A 20,273-nucleotide genomic window follows, 5' to 3' on the forward strand; every position below is an offset into this window, starting at 1 on the left:
CCGGTGACGACACCGGCTCCCCGCACCGTCTCCCCGGCCCTACCGGCGTACGGCCCTGGCGGTGTTGCGCAGGTGGCCGACGCCCTCCACCACGGCCTCCACGACATCGCCGTCCCGGATGACCCCGGCCCCCGGCGTGCCCGTCGCGATGACCGAGCCCGCCTCCAGCGTCATCCCCCCGGAGAAGTGGGCGACCTGCCAGTACGGGTCGCGCATCATCGCCGACACCTGGTTGGAGGCGATCGTGCGCCCGCCCACGATCGTGGAGATGCGGACGGACGACAGGTCGGGGATCTCGTCCGGGGTGACCACCCAGGGGCCCAGGCTGCAGAAGGTGTCGAAGCCCTTGGCCCACGGGATGTAACGCGGGTTGACGCGGATCGCGTCCTCGGCCGTCATGTCGAGGACCGTCGTGAAGCCGAAGACCACCGAGGGGGCGTCCTCCGGGGACACGTCCTTGCAGTCCCTGCCTATGACCACGCCCAGCTCCGCCTCCGCGGTGACCCGGTCCGACTGGCGGGGCAGCAGGATGTCGTCGCCGTGGCCGATGACGCAGCTGCTCGGCCGGAGGTACGAGCCCGGGGTGCCGGCGGGCTGGCACACCTCCAGGTCGTCGGCGTGCCGGGTGTAGTTGAGGCCGACGCCCCAGAGCTTGGGCGGAGTGCGGTAGATCGGGGCGAAGGGCGGCGCGGACCCGGGCGGGACGGCGGTGTCGAGCACCGCCGGGTCGCGCAGCGCGGCGGTGAGGCCGTCGAGCCGCCCGTCCACGACGACGTCGAGGAGGGTGGGACCGAAGTCGCCGCCGGTCACCTTGTTCAGCGAGCTCAGCAGGACGAGGCCGGCCTCGGTCGCGATGCCGACGTCCTCGCCGTCCTCGTGCCGGACAGTGCACAGACGCATGGGATACCTCGAATCCAGGGTTGTCGTGGACGTGCGCATGAAGACGGTGGGCGGCCGCGTCTCCACGCGTCCCGCCCACCGACGAGAGAAACGACTGCCGGGCCGGGGCCCGTGACGGGGCGGCTACCGGGCGCTGAGGGCGCTCGCCACCCCCATCACCAGGTCCTCGGTCGGATTGACCCGCTCGACGTCGGCGACCCTCGTCATCAGCTCGAACAGGTCGACGCCCTGCCGCTCGGCGCACCGGGCGATCAGCGGGAAGAAGCTGGAGTGCGTCTCGGTCAGCCCGCCGACGACCTGGTACGTGCGGTCGTCGTGCAGCCGGGGCAGCGGGCGGACGGCGGTCTCGCTGAGGGTCGCCAGGGCCCGGTAGTCATAGGCCGCGCCGACGCCCCGGCTGCGCAGGATCGCCGCGAAGGACTCGGTCACGGTGTTCCCGGCGCCCCGGCCGATCCCGTCGAGCGTGGCGTCGACGTACCGGGCGCCGGCGTCCGCCGCGGTGAGGGCGTTGGCGTTGGCCAGGCCCAGGTTGTCGTGCCCGTGGAAACCGAGGGGCACGTCCACGGCGGCGCCGACCGCGCCGAACAGCTCCCTGATCCTGCCGGGCAGGCAGCCGCCGGCCGAGTCCACCAGGTAGACGCCGTCCGCGCCGTACTCGACGCACGCGCGGGCCGCCGCGACGACGCCGTCGAGGTCCAGGGCGTTGGTCTTCATCAGGTTGGCGAAGGCCGTCAGGCCGAGCTCCTTGGCGTACCGGAGGAACTCCTCGCCGGGCGGGACGTCGGTCACGTCGAGCCCGATCCGCACGAAACGCATGCCGCTCTCCGCCGCCGCCTTCAGGTGGTGGAGCTCCGCGATGCCCGGGATGCAGAACATCCCCCAGGCCGCCTCCTCCAGCGTCTCCCCGGCGAGCTCGAAGCACCGCTCGTCCGGCACCAGGGACGGCTTGGACAGGGCCTCGCCCGCGTTGAGCCCGAGGCCGTGACCGAGCTCGATCAGCCGGATCCCGGACGCTTCGAGACCGGCCAGCACCCGCGTGACGGTCTCCTCGGTGAACCGGAATCCGACGGAATAACTGCCATCCCGGAGCGTGCAGTCGAGGATCTCGACCTCTGCCGGTTTCTCGCCGGCGGATACGGAATTGTGCGGCACGTTCTTCATGGAAGACTCCAGTGATCAGAAATGCGGCCCAATGCGGTGAAGGGAGCCTAGCCCCGGCCACTCGGGGGTGGGTGGCAGTAGGACCGGCAGAAAGAGGGGAAGGGAAGGCGGCCGAAGATTCCGCAACTGCCTCCTTGTTTCCCTTGTCGGCCCCTGGTGCCCGTGCGAATCTCCAGAGCGAGACGACGGAGTGTCCATCAGCCCGTCACCGCGGATTGCCGAGGGGAGTCGTATCGATGGGGAAGGTCCTCACAAAGGCCCAGGTCGAGTCGTACCGGGAAAACGGATTCTGTGTGGTCGAGGGAATCCTGGACCCCGGAGTCGTCGACAAGGCGCGCCGCCTCCTGGACGACCTGCTCGCCTCCTCCGAACTCGGGGACGTGGCCGAGGTCGAGCCGGGCGACACGACCAAGGCCCGCCGCATCTGGTCCCCGACCTCCCGCTACGAGATCTTCGCGGGCATCGCCGAGGACGACCGGCTCCTCGACGCCGTGGCCGGGCTCATCGGCGACGACATCGTGCTGCAGTACTCCAAGCTCAACGTGAAGGCCCCGCACGTCGGCAGCGTCGTCGAATGGCACCAGGACTTCGCCTACTACCCGCACACCAACACCGACCTGGTGGCCGCCCTGATCTACCTGGACGACGCGACCCGGGAGAACGCCTGCCTGAAGGTCGCCGCCGGATCGCACCGGGCCGGCGTCCTCGACCACGAGGTGGACGGCTACTTCGGCGGGAAGATCACGTCCCTGGCGGGGGTCGGCGTCGACCCCTCCACCGTCGTCGACTGCGAGGGCCCGGCCGGTACGGTCGTGTTCCTGCACCCGCTCGTGGTGCACGCCTCCGAACGCAACACCTCCGACCGGTACCGGCGCGCCTTCATCCCCGCCTACCGCGCCGCCGACGCCTTCCCGATCTACTACGGCCCGCACGCCGCGCACAACGAGCCGACCGCCCGACTCCTGCGCGGGGCGCCCTCGAAGACCGCGCGCGCCGAGGGCGGCGTGTGGCGGCTGCCGCTCGCCGCGGCGGAGTTCAACTCCCTCTTCGAGATCCAGGACGGCGCCCACCTCGACGCCGGCGTCAAGACGTCGAGCGGATACTTCGCGCACGAGACCGGCACCGGGACCGACACCGACACCGGCACCGGGACCGACACCGACACCGGCACCGGGACCGACGCCGAGGCCGCGTCCTAGCGCGGAGCCGCCCGCGGGTGCGGCATGATGGCCGGCGCCGCCCCGACCCTCCACGAAGGAGCACACCGAGTGCCGTACGTCGTAGCCGCGGACGGCGTCCGCGTCGCCTACCAGGTCCGCGGCGGCGGCGACCCGCTCGTGCTGCTCTCCGGCCAGGCCAACAGCCATCACTGGTGGGACGGCGTCCGCGACGACTTCGACGCCGCCCGCCGCACGATCACCCTCGACTACCGGGGCACCGGCGACAGCGACAGCCCCGACCGCCCCTTCGGCACCCGGGACCTCGCCGACGACGTGATGGCCGTCCTGGACGACCTCGGCGTCGAACGCGCCGACGTGTACGGCACGTCCATGGGCGGCCGGGTCGCCCAGTGGTGCGCCGTCCGCCACCCCTCCCGGGTGCGGTCCCTGGTGCTGGGCTGCACCTCCCCGGGCGGCCGGCACGCCGTCGAACGGGACGACGCCGTGCGCCGGTCGCTGGCCGCCCCGACGCCCGCCGAGTCGCGGCGGGCGCTGCTCTCCCTCATGTACACCCCCGCCTGGCTGGCGGAGCACCCCGGCCCGCACCACACCCTGGGCGACCCCACCATGACGCCCCGGGCCCGCAGGCGGCACCTCGCCGCGAGCGACGGCCACGACGCGTGGGACGCGCTGCCGGGCATCGGCGCCCCCACCCTCGTCCTCCACGGAACGGACGACCGGCTCAATCCGACGGCGAACGCGCCGCTCCTTGCGGACCGCATCCCCGGCGCCCGGCTGCATCTGATCGAGGGCGCCCGGCACGCCTATTTCGAGGAGTTCAGAACGACCGCCGGCGAACTGGTTCTCGATTTCCTCGGCTGAGCGGACCGAAAACCCCGGCGGTTAGAGTGTCCGGGTGACGGACACCCTCCTGCGCCGCGACACGAGTCCCCCCGGTGAGGACTCGGAAGAGAAGTCGACCCTGCTCGCCTTCCTGAACTACGTCCGGGACGCGGTGACCGCGAAGGCCCGGGGACTGGACGACACGAAAGGGCGCACCGCGGCGGTGCCCTCCGGCACCAGCGTGTTCGGACTGGTCAAACATCTGACGGCGGCGGAGCGCTACTGGTTCGTCTGGGCCTTCGAGGGTTCCGACATCCCGCACCCCGACTTCGGCATGGAACTCGGCCCGGACGACGACGAGGAGAGCCTCCTCGCCGCCTACCGCGACGCCGTCGCGCGCTCCAACGAGATCGCCGCGCGCTGCGCCGACCTGAGCACCCCGTGCGCCCGGGCCGCGGGCAAGGCCGAGGCCACCCGCTCGATGCGCTGGGTGCTCGTCCACATGATCGAGGAGACCGCCCGGCACGCCGGCCACGCCGACATCATCCGCGAACAGCTCGACGGCTCCGTCGGCCGCTGACGGCGGTCACCCGAAGGCCGCACCGAGACGACCGAGCGGCACAGCCACGCCGGGGTCGCCGGTGGCGGTTCCGTCCAGATCCGGGTCCCGGCCGGCGGGCCGAAGGCGGTGGTTCCGTCCAGGCCGGAGAGGCCCCGCGCGGCGCCCGCGCGAAGCCCCGCCCGTGTCGCGCGACGCCCCTCGGAGCCGTACACCGCTCCTCGGGAGCTCACCCCCCCCGCACGGGCACGGGCGGTCGGGAGCGACACTCTCCCTCGTGACCACCAGCACCCCCACGCCCACCCCGGCCGAGGCCACCGCCCCCGCCACCGCCCCCGGTACCGGTCACGCCCCCGCCCACCACGGCGAGCTGCTCCAGGGAGTCTTTCCCGACGCCTGCGGGCGACCCCGCGCCGGCCTCGTCACCCTCCCCCTGGCCGGTCCCGGGACCCGGGCCGAGTTCACCCCGCGTCCCGGCGCGCCCGCCGACGCGGTCGCCGTCGTCCCCGCCGGCCGGTCGAAGGCCGCCCGCGCCGCCCGGCTCGCCGTCGCCGTCTGCGCGGCCCGCACCGGACGGCCCGCCCGGGGCGGCACGCTGCGCCTCACCGGCACCGTGCCGCTCGGCCTGGGCATGGGCAGCTCCACCAGCGACGTCCTCGCGACCGTGCGCGCCGTCGCCGACGCGTACGGGCTCCGCCTCGACCCCGCCACCACCGCCCGGCTCGCCGTCCGCGCCGAAGGCGCCAGCGACCCCCTGATGCTCGACGACCGGCCCGTCCTCTTCGCCCAGCGCGAGGGCCGCGTCCTCGAAGTCCTCGGGCCCGCGCTGCCGGCGCTCCTCGTCGTCGGCTGCCTGCTCGGCGACGGCGCCCCCGTCGACACCCTCTCCCTCCCCGCCCCCGAGGCCTCCGGCGCCGAGCTCCGTTCCTACGCCCGCCTCCGCGACGGGCTCCGCCGCGCCGTCGCCGACGGCGACGCCGCGCTCCTCGGACGGGTCGCCACCGCCAGCGCCCGCCGCGCCCAACGCGTGCTGCGGCACCCGGACTTCGAGGCGCTCGTCGCCCTGGCCCGGCGTACCGGCGCCGTCGGGGTGCAGATCTCCCACAGCGGTTCGGTCGCCGGCGTCCTCCACGACCCGGCCGCCCCCGGCGCCGCGGTCCGCGTCGAGGCCACCCGTCGCGCCCTCGACGACCACCGCATCCCGTACACCCGCACGTTCACCGCCGGAGACGCCAACTCCCGCCCCGCTCACGGCATTCGGTCCGTGAGACACCCCTGGACGCGGAACTGATGCTGTCTACACTGAACCGCATGCCTCCTGCCGCCACGGTGCCCCAGCCCACCCTCCCCGCCGCCCCCACGCCCGCGCCCGCCTCCCGGCTGGGGAACGTCGCCGCCTCTCCCGTACGCGAGATCCTGGCGCTGACGGCACGGCCCGAGGTCATCTCCTTCGCCGGCGGCCTGCCCGCCCCCGAACTCTTCGACACCGAAGGCATCAAGGCCGCCTACCAGGCCGTCCTCACGGACACCCCGCACACCGCCCTCCAGTACTCCACCACCGAGGGCGACCCCGCCCTCCGCGAGGCCGTCGCCGAGCGGCTCACCGCCCGCGGGCTCCCCACCGGCGCCGACGACCTGCTCGTGACCACCGGCTCCCAGCAGGCGCTCACCCTGCTCACCACGGCGCTCCTCGAACCCGGCAGCGTCGTCCTCGTCGAGGACCCCTGCTACCTCGCCGCCCTCCAGTGCTTCGGCTTCGCCGGCGCCCGCGTCGTCCCCGTCCCCACCGACGAGCACGGCATCGTCCCGGAGGCCCTCGACGAGATCGCCGCCCGCGAGAAGCCCACCCTGCTCTACGTCATCCCGACCTTCCAGAACCCCACCGGCCGCACCCTGCCCCTCGCGCGCCGCACCGCCGTCGCCGAGGCCGCCGCCCGCCACGGCTTCTGGATCGCCGAGGACGACCCGTACGGCGAACTCCGCTTCGAGGGCGAGCCCGTGCCGCCCCTCGCCGGCCTCCCCGCCGCCGCCGACCGCACCGTCCTCCTCGGCTCCTTCTCCAAGGTCATGGCCCCCGGCCTGCGCCTCGGCCACCTGCGCGCCCCGGCCGCCCTGCGCCGCGCCTGCGTCATCGCCAAGCAGGCCGCCGACCTGCACACCTCCACCGTCGACCAGGCCGCCGTCGCCCGCTACCTCCGGGAGCGCGACCTCGACGCCCACGTCGCCGGCATGCGCGCCGCCTACCGCGCCCGCCGCGACGCCATGCTCGACGGCCTGCCCGCGGCCCTCCCCGAGGGCAGCCGCTGGAACCGGCCCGAGGGCGGCATGTTCGTCTGGGCCACCCTTCCCGAGGGCCGCGACGCCGCCGCCCTCCTGCCCACCGCCGTCGGCCACGACGTCGCCTACGTTCCCGGCGCCCCCTTCTTCTCGGGCACCCCGGACCCGGCCTCCCTCCGCCTCTCCTTCACCACCCACGCGCCCGACGAGATCACCGAGGGCCTGCGCCGCCTCGCCAGGGCCTTCGCCTGACGGGCCGGGGGTCGGGGGCCGACGGTCCGGGGTCGGGGGGTCGGGGGGTCGGCGGCCGACACCCGGCGGCTGACACCCGAGGCCCGGGCCCGACACCGGGGAGCGGTCCACCCGTCATCCGTTCACCCGTGTCGTTGTTGGGCCGAACGGGTGAGGGGCGGGAGGATGGGGCCATGAGTAGGTACGAGAGGTACGACGTCACCGACGAGCAGTGGGAGGGCCTGGCCCAGGTCCTCCCGCTGCGCGGTCGTGACGAATGGCCGTCCAGAGTCGACCACCGCACGATCCCCGAACAGTACGAGTCCGTAGAACAGCGCCGCATGGTCGTGCTGCGGATCCAGGTCTTCGCAGACGCCCGCGAGGTCGCGGAGTACCTCATCGCCCGGATCCCGGTCCTGCTCGACCTCACCAGCGCCGACCCCGAAGTCGCCAAGCGGGTCCTCGACTTCAGCAGCGGCGTCGTCTTCGGCCTCGGCAGCGGCATGCACCGCGTCGACCGCAACGTCTTCCTGCTCGCCCCTCCCGGGACCGAGGTCGAGAGCACCGGCGACGGCCCGGCCGGCGACGAGGACGACGAGCCCGTCGGCGCGCCGCGTGCCGGCGTCCCCCGATCGTAGGAAGGTCATCTCGGTGTAACGGTTCGTCGGCCCCGCCCCTGCGTACGGTCCGATCATGGACCTCACCGGCGGCCCCACCCTCGCCCGCACCCCCGGCCCCCGCACCTCCGGCCCCACCGCCCCCGCTCCCCGCACACCGCGCCCGGACACCGTCCCGAACCCCCGCCCGACCCCGTCCTCCCCGGCCCCTGACCGGGGCGCGGGCGTGGGCGCGGGCGACGGCAGGGGCGAAGTCCCGGGTCCGGATACGAGCACGAGCACGAGCAGGAGGACGAGCACGGGCTCGGGTCCGGGCGGAGGCCCGGACTCCCGTACGCGTACAGGAACGGGCGTCACCGCAGGCGCAGGCGCGGGAGCAGGCCCGCGGTCCGCGCCCCGCGGCCGTCCGCGTACCGACGGCGGAGGGGACGTGGCGGGCGTCCCGGGCGTCCCGGGGGCGGAGCCGCACGCAGTGCCCAGGCCCGTCGTGACCGAGCTGCGGCTCTCCGCCTACGCCGGGCGCCGGCGCGCCGCGTACGCCCTCGGGCCGGTCACCCTCTTCGCCGGGCCCAGCGGCAGCGGCAAGTCCACCGTCCTCGGCGCGTACGAGGCGCTGGCCAGGCTCGGCGCGGGCGAGTCGCTCGGCGAGGTCTTCCCCGACCCCGCCGACCGCGTACCCGACAGCGCCCGGCCCGACGCGCAGGGGCGCCGGGGCTTCCGCATCGGCTGCACCGTCGACGGCCCCGTCGGCCCGGTCCGGCTCGACCTCGCCGTCCAGGCCCACCCCGACCTCCGCATCGTCGGCGAACGCCTCACCCGCCACGGCCGCACCCTCCTCACCACCGCCCTCAGGGACCCCGGCCGCACCACCGTCCAGGCCGCCTGGCTCACCGCGGGCGCCACCCCGGTCACCCGCGCGCCGCTCCCCGACGACCTCCTCGGCACCGCCCTCCTGCCGCTGCGCGTCGCCGGTGCCACCCAGGGGCAGCGCGAGGTGCTCGCCGCCGCCGAACAGGCCCTGGTCGGCCTGCGCTCGCTCTTCCCCTGCGCCCCCGAACCGGACAGGATGCGCGCCCCCGTCCTCCCCGGCGAGGGCCGGCTGCTGCGGGACTGCGCCAACCTCGCGGAGGTCCTGCACCGCACCCACACCGCCTGCCCCCGCCGCCACCAGCGCCTCGCGGCCGTCGCCGGCGCGGGCTGCGCCGGGCCCGTCACCGGCGTAGGCGTGCAGGAGCTGCGCGACGGCACCGTCCGGGCCCTCCTCGCGCGGGGCGGCGCCGGCCCCGCCACCCCGCTCGGCCGCCTCGGCGACGGCGAACTCCGCTACCTCGCCCTCGCGCTGACGCTCCTCACCGGCCCCGGCGTCCTCGCCATGGACCGCATCGCCGAGGTCCCGGACGCCATGCAGTGCCTCACCCTGCTCACGGACGACCTCGACCGGGGCCTCGACGGCCGGCAGACCGCCGCCCTCCTCGGTCTGACCGCGGCCATCGCCGCCGACGGCCACATCCGGCTCGTCGGCTCGGTCGGCGAGCGGGGTGCGGCGGAAGCCCGGCGGACACCCGGGGTGACGGTGGTAGACCTGACCCCGTGACGGACACCGAACACGACGTGGCGGGGCTCCAGCGCCGCCTCGCCGCCTTCGCGGCGGCGCGCGACTGGCAGCCCTACCACACGCCCAAGAACCTGGCGGCGGCGCTCAGCGTCGAGGCGGCCGAACTCCTGGAGATCTTCCAGTGGTCGACGCCCGAGCAGGCGGAGAGGGTGATGGACGACCCGGAGTCGGCCCACCGGGTCGCCGACGAGGTGGCCGACGTCCTCGCCTATCTGCTCCAGTTCTGCACGGTGCTCGGGGTCGACCCGCTCGCCGCCCTCGCCGCCAAGATCGACCGGAACGAACTCCGCTTTCCGCCCCGCAGACGGGACGGAACGGACGAGTCGGGCGCCGGTCGTACCGATCGTCACTCTTCGGAGTGATCGGTTCATCCCCGTCGAGATGCCTGTCCACAGATTTCCGAATTCCTCTGGTGCCGGGGCTCAGGCGGCCTCACTCTGGGTAGTGGACTGAGAGAACGGCAAGTCGCACGAACGGGGGCGGAGTTGATGGAAGCGGAGCGACTCGTCCAGGCAGGCCTGCACGCGCTGGGCGAGAGCCGGACGGCACACGACATCGTGGCGGAAGCCTGGCAGGCCCGGGCCCTCGCCCAGGCCATAGGAAGTCACCTCGCGCTCTGCGGACCGCTGGAGCTGCGCGGCGAGGCGCGAGGGCTCAGCGAGGCGGGGGAGTACCCGACGTGGGGGGCGGCCGGCCCGCGCGCCGCGCGGCTCACCGAGGTCGGCGACCCGCGCTCGGCGCTCACCGCCCTCGGGGAGCTGCTCGGGGAGGTCGGCATCGCCCTCGTCGGCGTCGCCTCGGTCACCGACGACGAGAGTCTGTACTGGCAGTGCATGGAGGCCATCGACGCCGCCGACGAGGCCGGAGACCGGGTCCGGGGCATGCTCCGCCGCCTCGACGTGCGTGAACAGGGCCGGGCCCGCCCTCCCGACCCGCCCAGGGGCCGGGCGGGCCCGGCGCCGGCCACCCCGCACCCGAGGACGCCCACCCCCCGGCCGGCCCCCGAGCCCGGCCGGGACCAGGGCCCGTCCCAGGAGCGGGAAGCGGATCGGTTGCGCGACCGGGCCCGGGACCGCTGAGGTCCCGGGCCCGGGCAGAGGAGAGGGGCAGGGGGGAGAAGGAGCGAGAGAGGAAAAGGGAGGGCGGGGAGAGCGGGGCGGTCAGCGCGCCCCGGGGCCGCCGTCGCGGCGGGTGTCGTGCCCTTCGCCGGCGGCCTCCGGGTCCAGGCGCTCCGCCGTGGACTGGAGGTCGGCGTCCAGCTGGGAGAGGTCGGCGGAGAGCGCCGCCATCAGCTCCTCCATCTGCTGGAGCAGCCCCTTCGGGGCTCCCGGAGCCTGCTGCTCGGGCACGGACTGCGGCACGTGCTGCTCGGGCAGCGCCCGCTCCGACGCGGCTTCCTGGGACATCGCGGCCTCCTCGACCCGGACCCCGGCCGGCACGGACGGGACCACGGGAGAAGAACGACGCACCGGCTGCGGCCGCCGGCACGCGGGCCGGGCGGTCCGGCTCCGCCCGAGCCAACGACGGGGCCCGGTCACGGTCACTGGCCAGCGGCGACGCGTCCCGCCAGGGGGACGGATATTCACCCGACCGTGCCGGGAGGCACCCCGCGCTGACGCGCGGCTTGACACGCACCCCGAGGTGCAGGATGGAGGCATGGATCTTCGCGTTTTCACCGAACCCCAGCAGGGCGCCGACTACGACACCCTCCTCGCGGTGGCCCGCGCCACCGAGGAGCTGGGCTTCGACGCCTTCTTCCGGTCCGACCACTACCTGCGCATGGGCTCCGGCGACGGACTGCCCGGACCGACCGACGCCTGGATCACCCTGGCCGGCCTCGCTCGCGAGACCAAGCGGATCCGCCTCGGCACCCTGATGACCGCCGGCACCTTCCGGCTGCCGGGCGTCCTCGCCATCCAGGTCGCCCAGGTCGACCGGATGTCCGGCGGTCGCGTCGAGCTGGGCCTGGGCGCGGGCTGGTTCGAGGAGGAGCACACCGCGTACGGCATCCCGTTCCCGAAGGAGAAGTTCGGCCGGCTGGAGGAGCAGCTGGCGATCGTCACGGGCCTGTGGGAGACCGAGGTCGGCACGACCTTCGACTACGAGGGGAAGCACTACCGTCTCGCCGGCTCCCCCGCGCTGCCCAAGCCGGCCCAGCGGAAGATCCCGGTCCTGATCGGCGGCCACGGCGCGACCCGCACGCCGAGGCTGGCGGCGCGGTACGCCGACGAGTTCAACATCCCGTTCGCCTCCGTCGAGGACACCGAGCGGCAGTTCGGCCGCGTCCGCGCCGCGGCCGAGGAGGCGGGCCGGCCCGCCGACGACCTCGTGTACTCCAACGCGCTGGTCGTCTGCGTCGGCAAGGACGACGCCGAGGTGGCGCGCCGCGCCGCCGCCATCGGCAGGGAGGTGGAGGAACTGAAGGCCAACGGCCTCGCGGGCACGCCCGCCGAGGTCGTCGACAAGCTCGGCCGCTACGCGGCGGTCGGCTCCTCCCGGGTCTATCTCCAGGTCCTCGACCTGGACGACCTGGACCATCTGGAGCTGGTCGCGGCCCGGGTCGCGCCGCAGCTGGGCTGAGCCGATGACACCGGCCGGGACCTTCGCCCAGGCGCTCGCCGACGGCGTGCTCGTCCTCGACGGCGGGCTCTCCAACCAGCTGGAGGCCCAGGGCTGCGACCTGTCGGACGCGCTCTGGTCGGCGCGCCTGCTCGCCGACGCGCCCGACCAGATCGAAGCGGCGCACACCGCCTACGTCCGGGCCGGCGCCCAGGTGCTGATCACGTCCAGCTACCAGGCCACCCACCAGGGCTTCGCGCGACGCGGCCTCGGCCCCGACGAGGCCACCGCCCTGCTGGCCCGCAGCGTCGCCCTGGCGCGGGCGGCGGCGGAGGGCGCACGGCGGCGGAAGGTGTGGGTCGCGGCCTCCGTCGGCCCCTATGGGGCGATGCTCGCCGACGGGAGCGAGTACCGGGGGCGGTACGGGCTGTCGGTGCGGGAGCTGGTGGCCTTCCACCGGCCCCGGGTGGAGGCGCTCGCGGCGGCGGGACCGGACGTGCTCGCGCTGGAGACGGTGCCGGACGCCGTGGAGGCGGAGGCGCTGCTGCGGGCGGCCGAGGGGTGTGGGGTGCCGGTCTGGCTGTCGTACACGGTCGCCGGCGGGCGGACCAGGGCCGGCCAGGGGCTGGCCGAGGCCTTCGCGGTCGCCGCGGGGAACGAGCAGGTCGTGGCCGTCGGGGTGAACTGCTGCGAACCGGCGGAGGCCGCCGACGCCGTCGCCACGGCCGTCGCCGTGACCGGCGGGCCGGCCGTCGTCTACCCGAACAGCGGGGAGCGGTGGGACGCCGGGGCCCGCGGCTGGCGCGGCGCGTCCGCGTACGGCCCCGCCGCGGCCCCGGCGCTCGCCGCCGGCTGGGCCGGTGCCGGTGCCCGGCTGATCGGCGGCTGCTGCCGGGTCGGCCCGGAGGCCGTCGCCGCCCTCGCGGCCGCGGCCGGGTGAGCGGCGCCCACCCGCGAGAAGCGGAGGGAAAATGCCTGGTCGGGGTCGAGCCGGGGCACTCATACTCGGACGTGTGTTCCTGACGATCAGTACCACCGGCACCCCGGAGCGACCCGCGACCGACCTCGGTTTCCTGCTGCACAAGCATCCCGGGCGGGCGCAGGCGTTCTCGACCTCGCACGGCACCGCGCACGTGCTCTACCCCGAGGCCACCGCGGAGCGGTGCACCGCGGCCCTCCTCCTGGAGGTCGACCCCGTGGCGCTGGTGCGCCGCGGCAAGGGCAAGGGCCGGGGCGGCGCCCCGGACGCGGCGCTCGCGCAGTACGTGAACGACCGGCCGTACGCCGCGTCGTCGCTGCTCGCGGTGGCCCTGGCGCAGGTCTTCAAGACGGCGCTGCACGGGGCGTGCAAGGCGCTGCCCGAGCGGGCGGCGGAGCCGCTGCCGCTGCGGGTCGAGGTGCCGGTGCTGCCGGCGCGGGGCGGCGCGGAGCTGGTGCGCGAGCTGTTCGGACCGCTGGGCTGGACGACGGTGGAGGCCGAACCGCTCGCGCTGGACGCGGAGTTCCCCGAGTGGGGCGACTCGCGGTACGTGCGGCTGGTCCTGGAGGGCGACGGGCTGCGGCTCGCGGACGCGCTGAACCAGCTGTACGTGCTGCTGCCGGTCCTCGACGACGCCAAGCACTACTGGGTGGCGCCCGACGAGGTGGACAAGCTGCTGCGGGCCGGCGACGGCTGGCTGGCGGCGCATCCCCGGCGCGAGCTGATCACCCAGCGCTATCTGTCGCGCCGCCGGGGCCTCGCCCGCGAGGCGTCGGAGCGGCTCGAACTGGTGCGGCTTGCCGAGGCCGACGGGCTCGACGTCGAGGACGTCGACAACGCCGTGGACGAGACGGGCGACACCGAGGAGCGGCCGGTGCCGCTCGCCGAGCACCGGCGGGCGGCGATCCTGGGCGCCCTGCGGGCCGCCGGCGCCGCCCGGGTGCTCGATCTGGGCTGTGGCCAGGGCCAGTTGGTGCAGGCGCTGCTGAAGGACGTGCGGTTCACCGAGATCGTCGGCGTGGACGTGTCGGTGCGGGCGCTGACCGTCGCCGCGCGCCGGCTCCACCTCGACCGGATGGGCGAGCGGCAGGCCGCCCGGGTGAAGCTGCTGCAGGGCTCGCTCGCGTACACCGACAAGCGGCTCGGCGGTTATGACGCGGCCGTGCTGAGCGAGGTGATCGAGCACCTGGACCTGCCGCGCCTTCCGGCCCTGGAGTACGCGGTGTTCGGCGCGGCCCGGCCGCGCACGGTCATCGTGACCACGCCGAACGTCGAGTACAACGTGCGCTGGGAGACGCTGCCCGCCGGGCACGTCCGGCACGGCGACCACCGGTTCGAGTGGACCCGGGAGGAGTTCCGGGAGTGGGCCGGGACGGTGGCCGGACGGTACGGGTACGCCGTGGAGTTCGCGCCCGTCGGGGCGGACGACCCCGAGGTCGGCGCGCCCACCCAGATGGGTGTGTTCACCCGTGCCGAAGCGGGGTCCGAGGACGACGAGAGGAAGAAGGAGGGCCAGGAATGAGCGCCGACACGACCATCACCGCCATCGCGGAAGCCGCGGGGAAGCGGCCGCTGCCCGTCACCGACCTCTCCCTCGTCGTGCTCGTCGGCGCGACCGGCTCCGGCAAGTCGTCGTTCGCGCGGCGCCACTTCAAGCCGACCGAGGTGGTGTCCTCGGACTTCTGCCGGGGCCTCGTCGCGGACGACGAGAACGACCAGTCGGCGTCGAAGGACGCCTTCGAGGTGCTGCACTACATCGTCGGCAAGCGGCTCGCGGCCGGCCGGCTGACCGTCGTCGACGCCACCAACGTGCAGCGCGAGGCACGCCGTCAGCTGGTGGCGCTGGCGCGGGAGCACGACGTGCTGCCGATCGCGATCGTGCTCGACCTGCCGGAGTCGGTCTGCCGGGAGCGCAACGCGCTGCGGGCCGACCGGGCCGGCATGCCCGACCACGTGATCCCCCGCCACCGGCGCGAGCTGCACCGGGGGCTGAAGGGCCTGGAGCGGGAGGGCTTCCGCAAGATCCACGTCCTCAGGTCGGTCGCGGAGGTGGAGGCCGCGGAGGTGCTGCTGGAGCGCCGGTTCAACGATCTGCGGCACCTCACCGGCCCGTTCGACGTCATCGGCGACATCCACGGGTGCAGCGGCGAGCTGGAGACGCTCCTCGCGCGGCTCGGCTACGTGGACGGCGCGCACCCGGAGGGGCGCACGGCGGTCTTCGTCGGCGACCTGGTCGACCGTGGGCCGGACTCGCCGGGCGTGCTGCGCCGGGTGATGGACATGGTGGCGGCCGGGACCGCGCTCTGCGTGTCGGGCAACCACGAGAACAAGCTGGGCCGCTGGCTCAGGGGCAAAAAGGTTCAGCAGACCCACGGCCTCGCCGAGACGGTGGAGCAGCTGGAGCGCGAGCCGGCCGAGTTCCGGGAGCGGGTGCGGGAGTTCGTCGACGGGCTGGTGAGCCACTACGTCCTCGACGGCGGCGACCTGGTGGTGTGCCACGCCGGTCTGCCGGAGAAGTACCACGGCCGCACCTCGGGGCGGGTCCGCTCGCACGCGCTGTACGGCGACACCACCGGCGAGACCGACGAGTTCGGGCTGCCGGTGCGCTATCCGTGGGCGGAGGAGTACCGGGGCCGGGCGACGGTCGTGTACGGCCACACTCCGGTGCCGACGACGTCCTGGATCAACAACACGATCTGCCTGGACACGGGCGCGGTGTTCGGCGGCCGGATGACCGCGCTGCGCTGGCCGGAGCGCGAGCTCGTCGACGTACCGGCCGAGCGGGTCTGGTACGAGCCGGTCCGCCCGCTGGCGTCGGCGGCGCCGGGCGGGCACGAGGGCCGGCCGCTCGACCTGGCCGACGTCCACGGGCGGCGGACGGTGGAGACCCGGCACCTGGGCAACGTGGCGGTGCGGGAGGAGAACGCGGCGGCGGCCCTGGAGGTCATGAGCCGCTTCGCGGTCGATCCCCGGCTGCTCGCCTATCTGCCGCCGACGATGGCGCCGACGCCGACCGCGAAGGAGGAGGGCTATCTGGAGCATCCGGCGGAGGCCTTCGCGCAGTACCGGTCGGACGGGGTCGAGCGGGTCGTGTGCGAGGAGAAGCACATGGGTTCGCGGGCGGTGGCGCTGGTCTGCCGGGACGCGGACGCGGCCCGGGAGCGGTTCGGCGTGGACGGGCCGACCGGTGCCCTGCACACCCGTACCGGCCGGCCGTTCTTCGACGACGGGTCCGCCACCGAGCGGGTCCTCGCCCGGCTGCGGACGGCGATCGGCGCGGCCGGGCTCTGGGAGGAGCTGGACACGGACTGGCTGCTGCTCGACGGCGAGCTGATGCCGTGGTCGCTGAAGTCGGGCGGGCTGCTCCGCCACCAGTACGCGGCGGTCGGCGCGGCGTCGGCCGCGGTCCTCCCGGAGGCCGTACGGGCGCTGGAGACGGCGGTCGCGCGCGGTGTCGAGGGGCTCGACGGGCTGCTCGCGGCGCAGCGGGGGCGGGCGGCGGACGCGGAGGCGTTCACCGAGGCGTACCGGCGGTACTGCTGGCCGACGGACGGTCTGGACGGGGTGCGGTTCGCGCCGTTCCAGCTGCTCGCCACGCGCGGAAGGTCGCTCGCGGCCGTGCCGCACGACGTCCAGCTCGGATGGCTGGACCGGCTCGTCGAGCACGACCCGACGGGGCTGCTCCAGGTGACGCGGCGGATCGTCGTCGACACCGGTGACGAGGAGTCCGTCCGCGCGGGCACCGACTGGTGGCTGGAACTGACCGGCGCCGGCGGCGAGGGCATGGTCGTCAAGCCGCTCGCCGCGCTGGTCTCCGACGGTTCGGGCCGCCCGGTGCAGCCGGGCGTGAAGGTCCGGGGCCGGGAGTACCTGCGGATCGTGTACGGCCCCGAGTACACCCGCCCGGAGAACCTGGCGCGGCTGCGGCAGCGTCACCTCGGGCACAAGCGCTCGCTGGCGCTGCGCGAGTACGCGCTCGGCCTGGAGGCGCTGGAGCGGCTCGCCGCCGGGGAGCCGCTGTGGCGGGTGCACGAGGCGGTCTTCGCGGTCCTCGCCCTGGAGTCGGAGCCGGTGGACCCGAGGCTGTAGGCGGGAGGGGGCCGTTCGGGAGGCCGCCCGGCGCGGAATTCGGCCGTGCGCGTCCCACGCGCACGGCCGTCCGCTCCGTCAGGATGGGCGCATGGGATTCCATGTCGACTCAGAGACCGGCCGGCTCCGCCGCGTGATCCTCCACCGCCCCGATCTGGAGCTGAAGCGGCTGACCCCGACCAACAAGGACACCCTGCTCTTCGACGACGTGCTGTGGGTGCGGCGGGCCCGTCAGGAGCACGACGGCTTCGCGGACGTGCTGCGGGACCGGGGGGTCGAGGTGCACCTCTTCGGCGATCTGCTGGGGGAGGCGCTGGAGATGCCGGAGGCACGGGCGCTGGTGCTCGACCGCGTCTTCGACGAGAAGGAGTACGGGCCGCTCGCCGCCGACCACCTGCGGGCCGCCTTCGACTCGCTGGACACCGGGGCGCTGGTGGAGGCGCTGGTGGGCGGGATGACGAAGCGGGAGTTCCTGGCGGCGCACCGGGAGCCGACGTCGGTCCGCTTCCACGCCCTGGAGCTGGACGACTTCGTGCTCGGTCCGCTGCCGAACCACCTCTTCACCCGGGACACCTCGGCGTGGATCTACGACGGGGTGTCGATCAACGCGATGAAGTGGCCGGCGCGACAGCGCGAGACTGTGCACTTCGAGGCGATCTACAAGCACCATCCGCTCTTCAAGGGGCCGGAGGCGGGCCCCTTCCACCACTGGTCGGAGGGGCAGGCGGACTATCCCTCGACGATCGAGGGCGGGGACGTGCTCGTCATCGGTAACGGCGCGGTGCTGATCGGGATGAGCGAGCGGACGACGCCGCAGGCGGTGGAGATGCTGGCGCGGGGGCTGTTCGCGGCGGGTTCGGCGCGGACGATCGTGGCGCTCGACATGCCGAAGCGGCGGGCGTTCATGCACCTGGACACGGTGATGACGATGGTGGACGGGGACACCTTCACCCAGTACGCGGGGCTCGGGATGCTGCGCTCATACACGATCGAGCCGGGCGACGAGGGGCAGGCGCTGCGGGTGACCGACCATCCGCCGGAGCAGATGCACAGCGCGATCGCGGCGGCGCTGGGGCTCCAGGACGTGCGGGTGCTGACGGCGACGCAGGACGTGCACGCGGCGGAGCGGGAGCAGTGGGACGACGGCTGCAACGTGCTGGCGGTGGAGCCGGGGGTGGTGGTGGCGTACGAGCGGAACGTGACGACCAACACGCATCTGCGGAAGCGGGGCATCGAGGTGATCGAGATCCCGGGGAGCGAGCTGGGGCGGGGGCGGGGCGGCCCGCGCTGCATGAGCTGCCCGGTGGTGCGGGACGCGGTGTGAGCGCGGGGAACGGCGGTGCGGGCGGCCGGGACCGGCGGTGTGAGCGCGAGGGGCCGGGAGGACTGTATAAGCATGCTTGAGTATGTATACACTTCCATCGTCCCGTAGGATCCGTCCCCGACCGCACCCCAGGAGCGCACGTCATGGCCCTTGACCTCTCCGGCCGCCACTTCCTCAAGGAGCTGGACTTCACCGCCGAGGAGTTCCGCGGCCTGGTCGCCCTCGCGGCCGAGCTGAAGGCCGCCAAGAAGGCGGGCGGCGAGGTGCAGCGGCTGCGCGGCAGGAACATCGCCCTGATCTTCGAGAAGACCTCCACCCGCACCCGCTGCGCCTTCGAGGTCGCCGCCGCCGACCAGGGCGCCTCCACCACCTACCTCGACCCCTCCGGCTCGCAGATGGGGCACAAGGAGTCGGTGAAGGACACCGCCCGCGTCCTCGGCCGGATGTTCGACGGCATCGAGTACCGGGGCGACAGCCAGGCCACCGTGGACGAGCTGGCCGCCTTCGCCGGCGTCCCCGTCTTCAACGGTCTGACCGACGACTGGCACCCCACCCAGATGCTCGCCGACGTGCTCACCATGACCGAGCACAGCGACAAGCCGCTGGACGACGTCTCCTTCGCCTACCTCGGCGACGCCCGCTTCAACATGGGCAACTCCTACCTCGTCACCGGCGCCCTGCTCGGCATGGACGTGCGGATCGTCGCGCCCGAGGCGTACTGGCCGGCGAAGGAGGTCGTCGCCGCGGCCCGCGAGCTGGCCGAGGCGAGCGGTGCCACCCTCACCCTCACCGAGTCCGTCGCCGAGGGTGTCCGGGGGGCGGACTTCGTCGTCACCGACGTGTGGGTCTCGATGGGCGAGCCCAAGGAGGTGTGGGACGAGCGGATCACCGCCCTCGCCCCGTACGCCGTCACCATGGACGTGCTGCGCGCCACCGGGAACCCGGACGTGAAGTTCATGCACTGCCTGCCCGCCTACCACGACCTGGGTACGAAGGTCGCCCGCGAGGTCCACGACCGGCACGGCCTGACCGAGCTGGAGGTCTCCGACGAGGTCTTCGAGTCGGCGCACTCGATCGTCTTCGACGAGGCCGAGAACCGGCTCCACACCATCAAGGCGGTCCTCGTCGCGACCCTGGCGGGGCCGGTCAGGGCATAGGGGCACCTGGTTCAGGGGGGTTCGGGCTGTTCTGCCCGGACCCCCCGACGCATGCCCGGACCCCCCCCGACGTATGCCCGGACCCCCGCCGCATGCGCGGGCCGGCCTGGCGCGCGCACACCGGGAACGGCGAGACCGGAGACGAGAAGCGCCGCGTGTTCTCGCGGATCGGATCCCCCCAGCGGCTGATCGCCGAGTCCGGCGGCGACCCGGAGGGCCACGGCCTCGGGCGCACCATGGGGCTCTTCCGGCTCGTGTGCTTCGGCGTCGGGGCGATCGTCGGCACCGGCATCTTCGTGGGCCTCGCCGACGGAGTCGTCGGCGCCGTGCCGTACGCGGTCCACGGGCGCCGCAGCTCCCGCCCCGCGCTCACGACCCCGGACGAGGCCGCTGGGCGGGCACCCGGGGGAGGGTGAACCAGACCGCCTTGCCGTGCGCGGTCGGGCGGTGGCCGCAGTCGCTGCTGAGCGCCCGGATCAGCAGCAGCCCGCGGCCGTGCTCCTGCCAGGGGTCGACCTCGGCGTCCGGATCCGGGCACACCAGCTGCCCGGGCCGGGCCGGGTCGGGGTCGTGCACCTCGATCTGACAGCCGCCCGGCGCCGCGAACAGCTCCACGACCAGCTCGATCGGGCCGCGGCCGGAGGTGTGCTCGACGGCGTTGGCGACCAGCTCGGCGGTGAGCAGCTCCGCCGTGTCGCGGTCGGGCCGCGCGGGCGCGTCGGGCTCGATCTCGCCGAACGCGGTACGGATCAGGGCGCGGGCGGCGGGGACGGCGGCGGTGGTGTGCGGCAACCGGACGCGC

19 protein-coding genes and 1 pseudogene are annotated in these 20,273 nt (G+C 74.3%); 16 read left to right on the forward strand and 4 right to left on the reverse strand.

The annotated features are described in order from the left end of the window. Window positions 1-39: 39 nt before the first annotated feature. Both ACFQ8C_RS31500 and ACFQ8C_RS31505 read right to left on the reverse strand, forming a co-directional pair. Window positions 40-900 carry a fumarylacetoacetate hydrolase family protein gene (locus tag ACFQ8C_RS31500; protein ID WP_383464169.1) on the reverse strand — a complete coding sequence of 287 codons (861 nt, stop codon included), beginning with the start codon at window positions 898-900 and terminating at the stop codon, window positions 40-42. 123 nt (window positions 901-1,023) lie between these two features. After that, window positions 1,024-2,061: a hypothetical protein gene (locus ACFQ8C_RS31505; protein WP_383464171.1), complete on the reverse strand. Its 1,038-nt coding sequence runs from the start codon at window positions 2,059-2,061 to the stop codon at window positions 1,024-1,026. A gap of 236 nt (window positions 2,062-2,297) precedes the next feature. On the opposite strand from ACFQ8C_RS31505, the gene ACFQ8C_RS31510 reads away from it, so the two are divergent. The 9 genes from ACFQ8C_RS31510 to ACFQ8C_RS31550 all read left to right on the forward strand — a co-directional run bounded on the left by ACFQ8C_RS31510 (window position 2,298) and on the right by ACFQ8C_RS31550 (window position 10,442). Further along, window positions 2,298-3,260, forward strand: coding sequence for a phytanoyl-CoA dioxygenase family protein (locus ACFQ8C_RS31510; RefSeq protein ID WP_383464172.1), 963 nt, complete (start codon window positions 2,298-2,300; stop codon window positions 3,258-3,260). Between the two features lie 69 nt (window positions 3,261-3,329). Beyond that, window positions 3,330-4,103: an alpha/beta fold hydrolase gene (locus tag ACFQ8C_RS31515; RefSeq protein WP_383464175.1), complete on the forward strand. Its 774-nt coding sequence runs from the start codon at window positions 3,330-3,332 to the stop codon at window positions 4,101-4,103. 34 nt (window positions 4,104-4,137) lie between these two features. Further along, window positions 4,138-4,644 carry a DinB family protein gene (locus ACFQ8C_RS31520; RefSeq protein ID WP_383464177.1) on the forward strand — a complete coding sequence of 169 codons (507 nt, stop codon included), beginning with the start codon at window positions 4,138-4,140 and terminating at the stop codon, window positions 4,642-4,644. Between the two features lie 256 nt (window positions 4,645-4,900). Next, window positions 4,901-5,914: a GHMP kinase gene (locus ACFQ8C_RS31525; RefSeq protein WP_383464180.1), complete on the forward strand. Its 1,014-nt coding sequence runs from the start codon at window positions 4,901-4,903 to the stop codon at window positions 5,912-5,914. 20 nt (window positions 5,915-5,934) lie between these two features. After that, window positions 5,935-7,152: a PLP-dependent aminotransferase family protein gene (locus ACFQ8C_RS31530; protein WP_383464183.1), complete on the forward strand. Its 1,218-nt coding sequence runs from the start codon at window positions 5,935-5,937 to the stop codon at window positions 7,150-7,152. Between the two features lie 173 nt (window positions 7,153-7,325). Beyond that, window positions 7,326-7,769, forward strand: a complete 444-nt coding sequence (locus tag ACFQ8C_RS31535; protein ID WP_383464186.1) for a cell division protein SepF — start codon at window positions 7,326-7,328, stop codon at window positions 7,767-7,769. Window positions 7,770-8,178: 409 nt separating this feature from the next. Continuing rightward, the gene (locus tag ACFQ8C_RS31540) at window positions 8,179-9,342 is read left to right on the forward strand and encodes an ATP-binding protein (RefSeq protein ID WP_383464188.1); all 1,164 of its coding nucleotides are present in this window, start codon (window positions 8,179-8,181) and stop codon (window positions 9,340-9,342) included. Then, entirely contained in the window at window positions 9,339-9,725 is a 387-nt protein-coding gene (locus ACFQ8C_RS31545; protein WP_383464191.1) for a nucleotide pyrophosphohydrolase, read from the forward strand. The genes ACFQ8C_RS31540 and ACFQ8C_RS31545 overlap by 4 nt, the downstream gene beginning before the upstream one ends. Window positions 9,726-9,851: 126 nt before the next feature. Continuing rightward, a complete protein-coding gene (locus ACFQ8C_RS31550; RefSeq protein WP_383464193.1) occupies window positions 9,852-10,442 on the forward strand; it encodes a DUF6099 family protein in 591 nt (196 codons plus the stop codon). A gap of 81 nt (window positions 10,443-10,523) precedes the next feature. On the opposite strand, the gene ACFQ8C_RS31555 is transcribed toward ACFQ8C_RS31550, so the two are convergent. After that, window positions 10,524-10,769, reverse strand: a complete 246-nt coding sequence (locus ACFQ8C_RS31555) for a hypothetical protein (protein WP_383464196.1) — start codon at window positions 10,767-10,769, stop codon at window positions 10,524-10,526. Window positions 10,770-11,019: 250 nt separating this feature from the next. Here ACFQ8C_RS31555 and ACFQ8C_RS31560 point away from each other — a divergent pair, with 250 nt between their 5' ends. From ACFQ8C_RS31560 to ACFQ8C_RS31590, 7 genes and pseudogenes are all read left to right on the forward strand, one after another. Beyond that, the gene (locus ACFQ8C_RS31560) at window positions 11,020-11,943 is read left to right on the forward strand and encodes an LLM class F420-dependent oxidoreductase (protein WP_383464199.1); all 924 of its coding nucleotides are present in this window, start codon (window positions 11,020-11,022) and stop codon (window positions 11,941-11,943) included. A 4-nt stretch (window positions 11,944-11,947) separates the two neighbouring features. Beyond that, a complete protein-coding gene (mmuM, locus tag ACFQ8C_RS31565; RefSeq protein WP_383464202.1) occupies window positions 11,948-12,862 on the forward strand; it encodes a homocysteine S-methyltransferase in 915 nt (304 codons plus the stop codon). 31 nt (window positions 12,863-12,893) lie between these two features. Next, window positions 12,894-14,423, forward strand: a complete 1,530-nt coding sequence (locus tag ACFQ8C_RS31570) for a 3' terminal RNA ribose 2'-O-methyltransferase Hen1 (RefSeq protein ID WP_383464205.1) — start codon at window positions 12,894-12,896, stop codon at window positions 14,421-14,423. Then, on the forward strand, window positions 14,420-16,990 hold the full coding sequence (locus tag ACFQ8C_RS31575; RefSeq protein ID WP_383464208.1) for a polynucleotide kinase-phosphatase: 2,571 nt from the start codon (window positions 14,420-14,422) through the stop codon (window positions 16,988-16,990). The genes ACFQ8C_RS31570 and ACFQ8C_RS31575 overlap by 4 nt, the downstream gene beginning before the upstream one ends. Window positions 16,991-17,081: 91 nt before the next feature. Then, entirely contained in the window at window positions 17,082-18,314 is a 1,233-nt protein-coding gene (locus tag ACFQ8C_RS31580) for an arginine deiminase (protein ID WP_383464211.1), read from the forward strand. Between the two features lie 143 nt (window positions 18,315-18,457). Next, complete coding sequence (argF, locus tag ACFQ8C_RS31585) at window positions 18,458-19,471, forward strand: ornithine carbamoyltransferase (RefSeq protein WP_383464213.1); 1,014 nt, start codon at window positions 18,458-18,460, stop codon at window positions 19,469-19,471. A gap of 92 nt (window positions 19,472-19,563) precedes the next feature. Next, a pseudogene (locus tag ACFQ8C_RS31590) lies at window positions 19,564-19,812 on the forward strand (hypothetical protein); the annotation flags it as partial. A gap of 28 nt (window positions 19,813-19,840) precedes the next feature. Here the strand turns inward: ACFQ8C_RS31590 and ACFQ8C_RS31595 are convergent. Beyond that, on the reverse strand, window positions 19,841-20,273 hold a 433-nt coding region (locus ACFQ8C_RS31595), incomplete at its 5' end, for an ATP-binding protein (RefSeq protein ID WP_383464215.1).

This window comes from Streptomyces sp. NPDC056503 (genome assembly GCF_042794995.1).
Taxonomy (GTDB): Bacteria; Actinomycetota; Actinomycetes; order Streptomycetales; family Streptomycetaceae; genus Streptomyces.

Excerpts from the sequence above, each read along its gene's own strand:
- ACFQ8C_RS31500 (WP_383464169.1), bottom strand. The coding sequence starts at position 900 with ATGCGTCTGTGCACTGTCCGGCACGAGGACGGCGAGGACGTCGGCATC.
- ACFQ8C_RS31505 (WP_383464171.1), bottom strand. The coding sequence starts at position 2,061 with ATGAAGAACGTGCCGCACAATTCCGTATCCGCCGGCGAGAAACCGGCA.
- ACFQ8C_RS31510 (WP_383464172.1), top strand. The coding sequence starts at position 2,298 with ATGGGGAAGGTCCTCACAAAGGCCCAGGTCGAGTCGTACCGGGAAAAC.
- ACFQ8C_RS31530 (WP_383464183.1), top strand. The coding sequence starts at position 5,935 with ATGCCTCCTGCCGCCACGGTGCCCCAGCCCACCCTCCCCGCCGCCCCC.
- ACFQ8C_RS31535 (WP_383464186.1), top strand. The coding sequence starts at position 7,326 with ATGAGTAGGTACGAGAGGTACGACGTCACCGACGAGCAGTGGGAGGGC.
- ACFQ8C_RS31550 (WP_383464193.1), top strand. The coding sequence starts at position 9,852 with ATGGAAGCGGAGCGACTCGTCCAGGCAGGCCTGCACGCGCTGGGCGAG.
- ACFQ8C_RS31555 (WP_383464196.1), bottom strand. The coding sequence starts at position 10,769 with ATGTCCCAGGAAGCCGCGTCGGAGCGGGCGCTGCCCGAGCAGCACGTG.
- ACFQ8C_RS31560 (WP_383464199.1), top strand. The coding sequence starts at position 11,020 with ATGGATCTTCGCGTTTTCACCGAACCCCAGCAGGGCGCCGACTACGAC.
- mmuM (WP_383464202.1), top strand. The coding sequence starts at position 11,948 with ATGACACCGGCCGGGACCTTCGCCCAGGCGCTCGCCGACGGCGTGCTC.
- ACFQ8C_RS31570 (WP_383464205.1), top strand. The coding sequence starts at position 12,894 with ATGCCTGGTCGGGGTCGAGCCGGGGCACTCATACTCGGACGTGTGTTC.
- ACFQ8C_RS31575 (WP_383464208.1), top strand. The coding sequence starts at position 14,420 with ATGAGCGCCGACACGACCATCACCGCCATCGCGGAAGCCGCGGGGAAG.
- ACFQ8C_RS31580 (WP_383464211.1), top strand. The coding sequence starts at position 17,082 with ATGGGATTCCATGTCGACTCAGAGACCGGCCGGCTCCGCCGCGTGATC.
- argF (WP_383464213.1), top strand. The coding sequence starts at position 18,458 with ATGGCCCTTGACCTCTCCGGCCGCCACTTCCTCAAGGAGCTGGACTTC.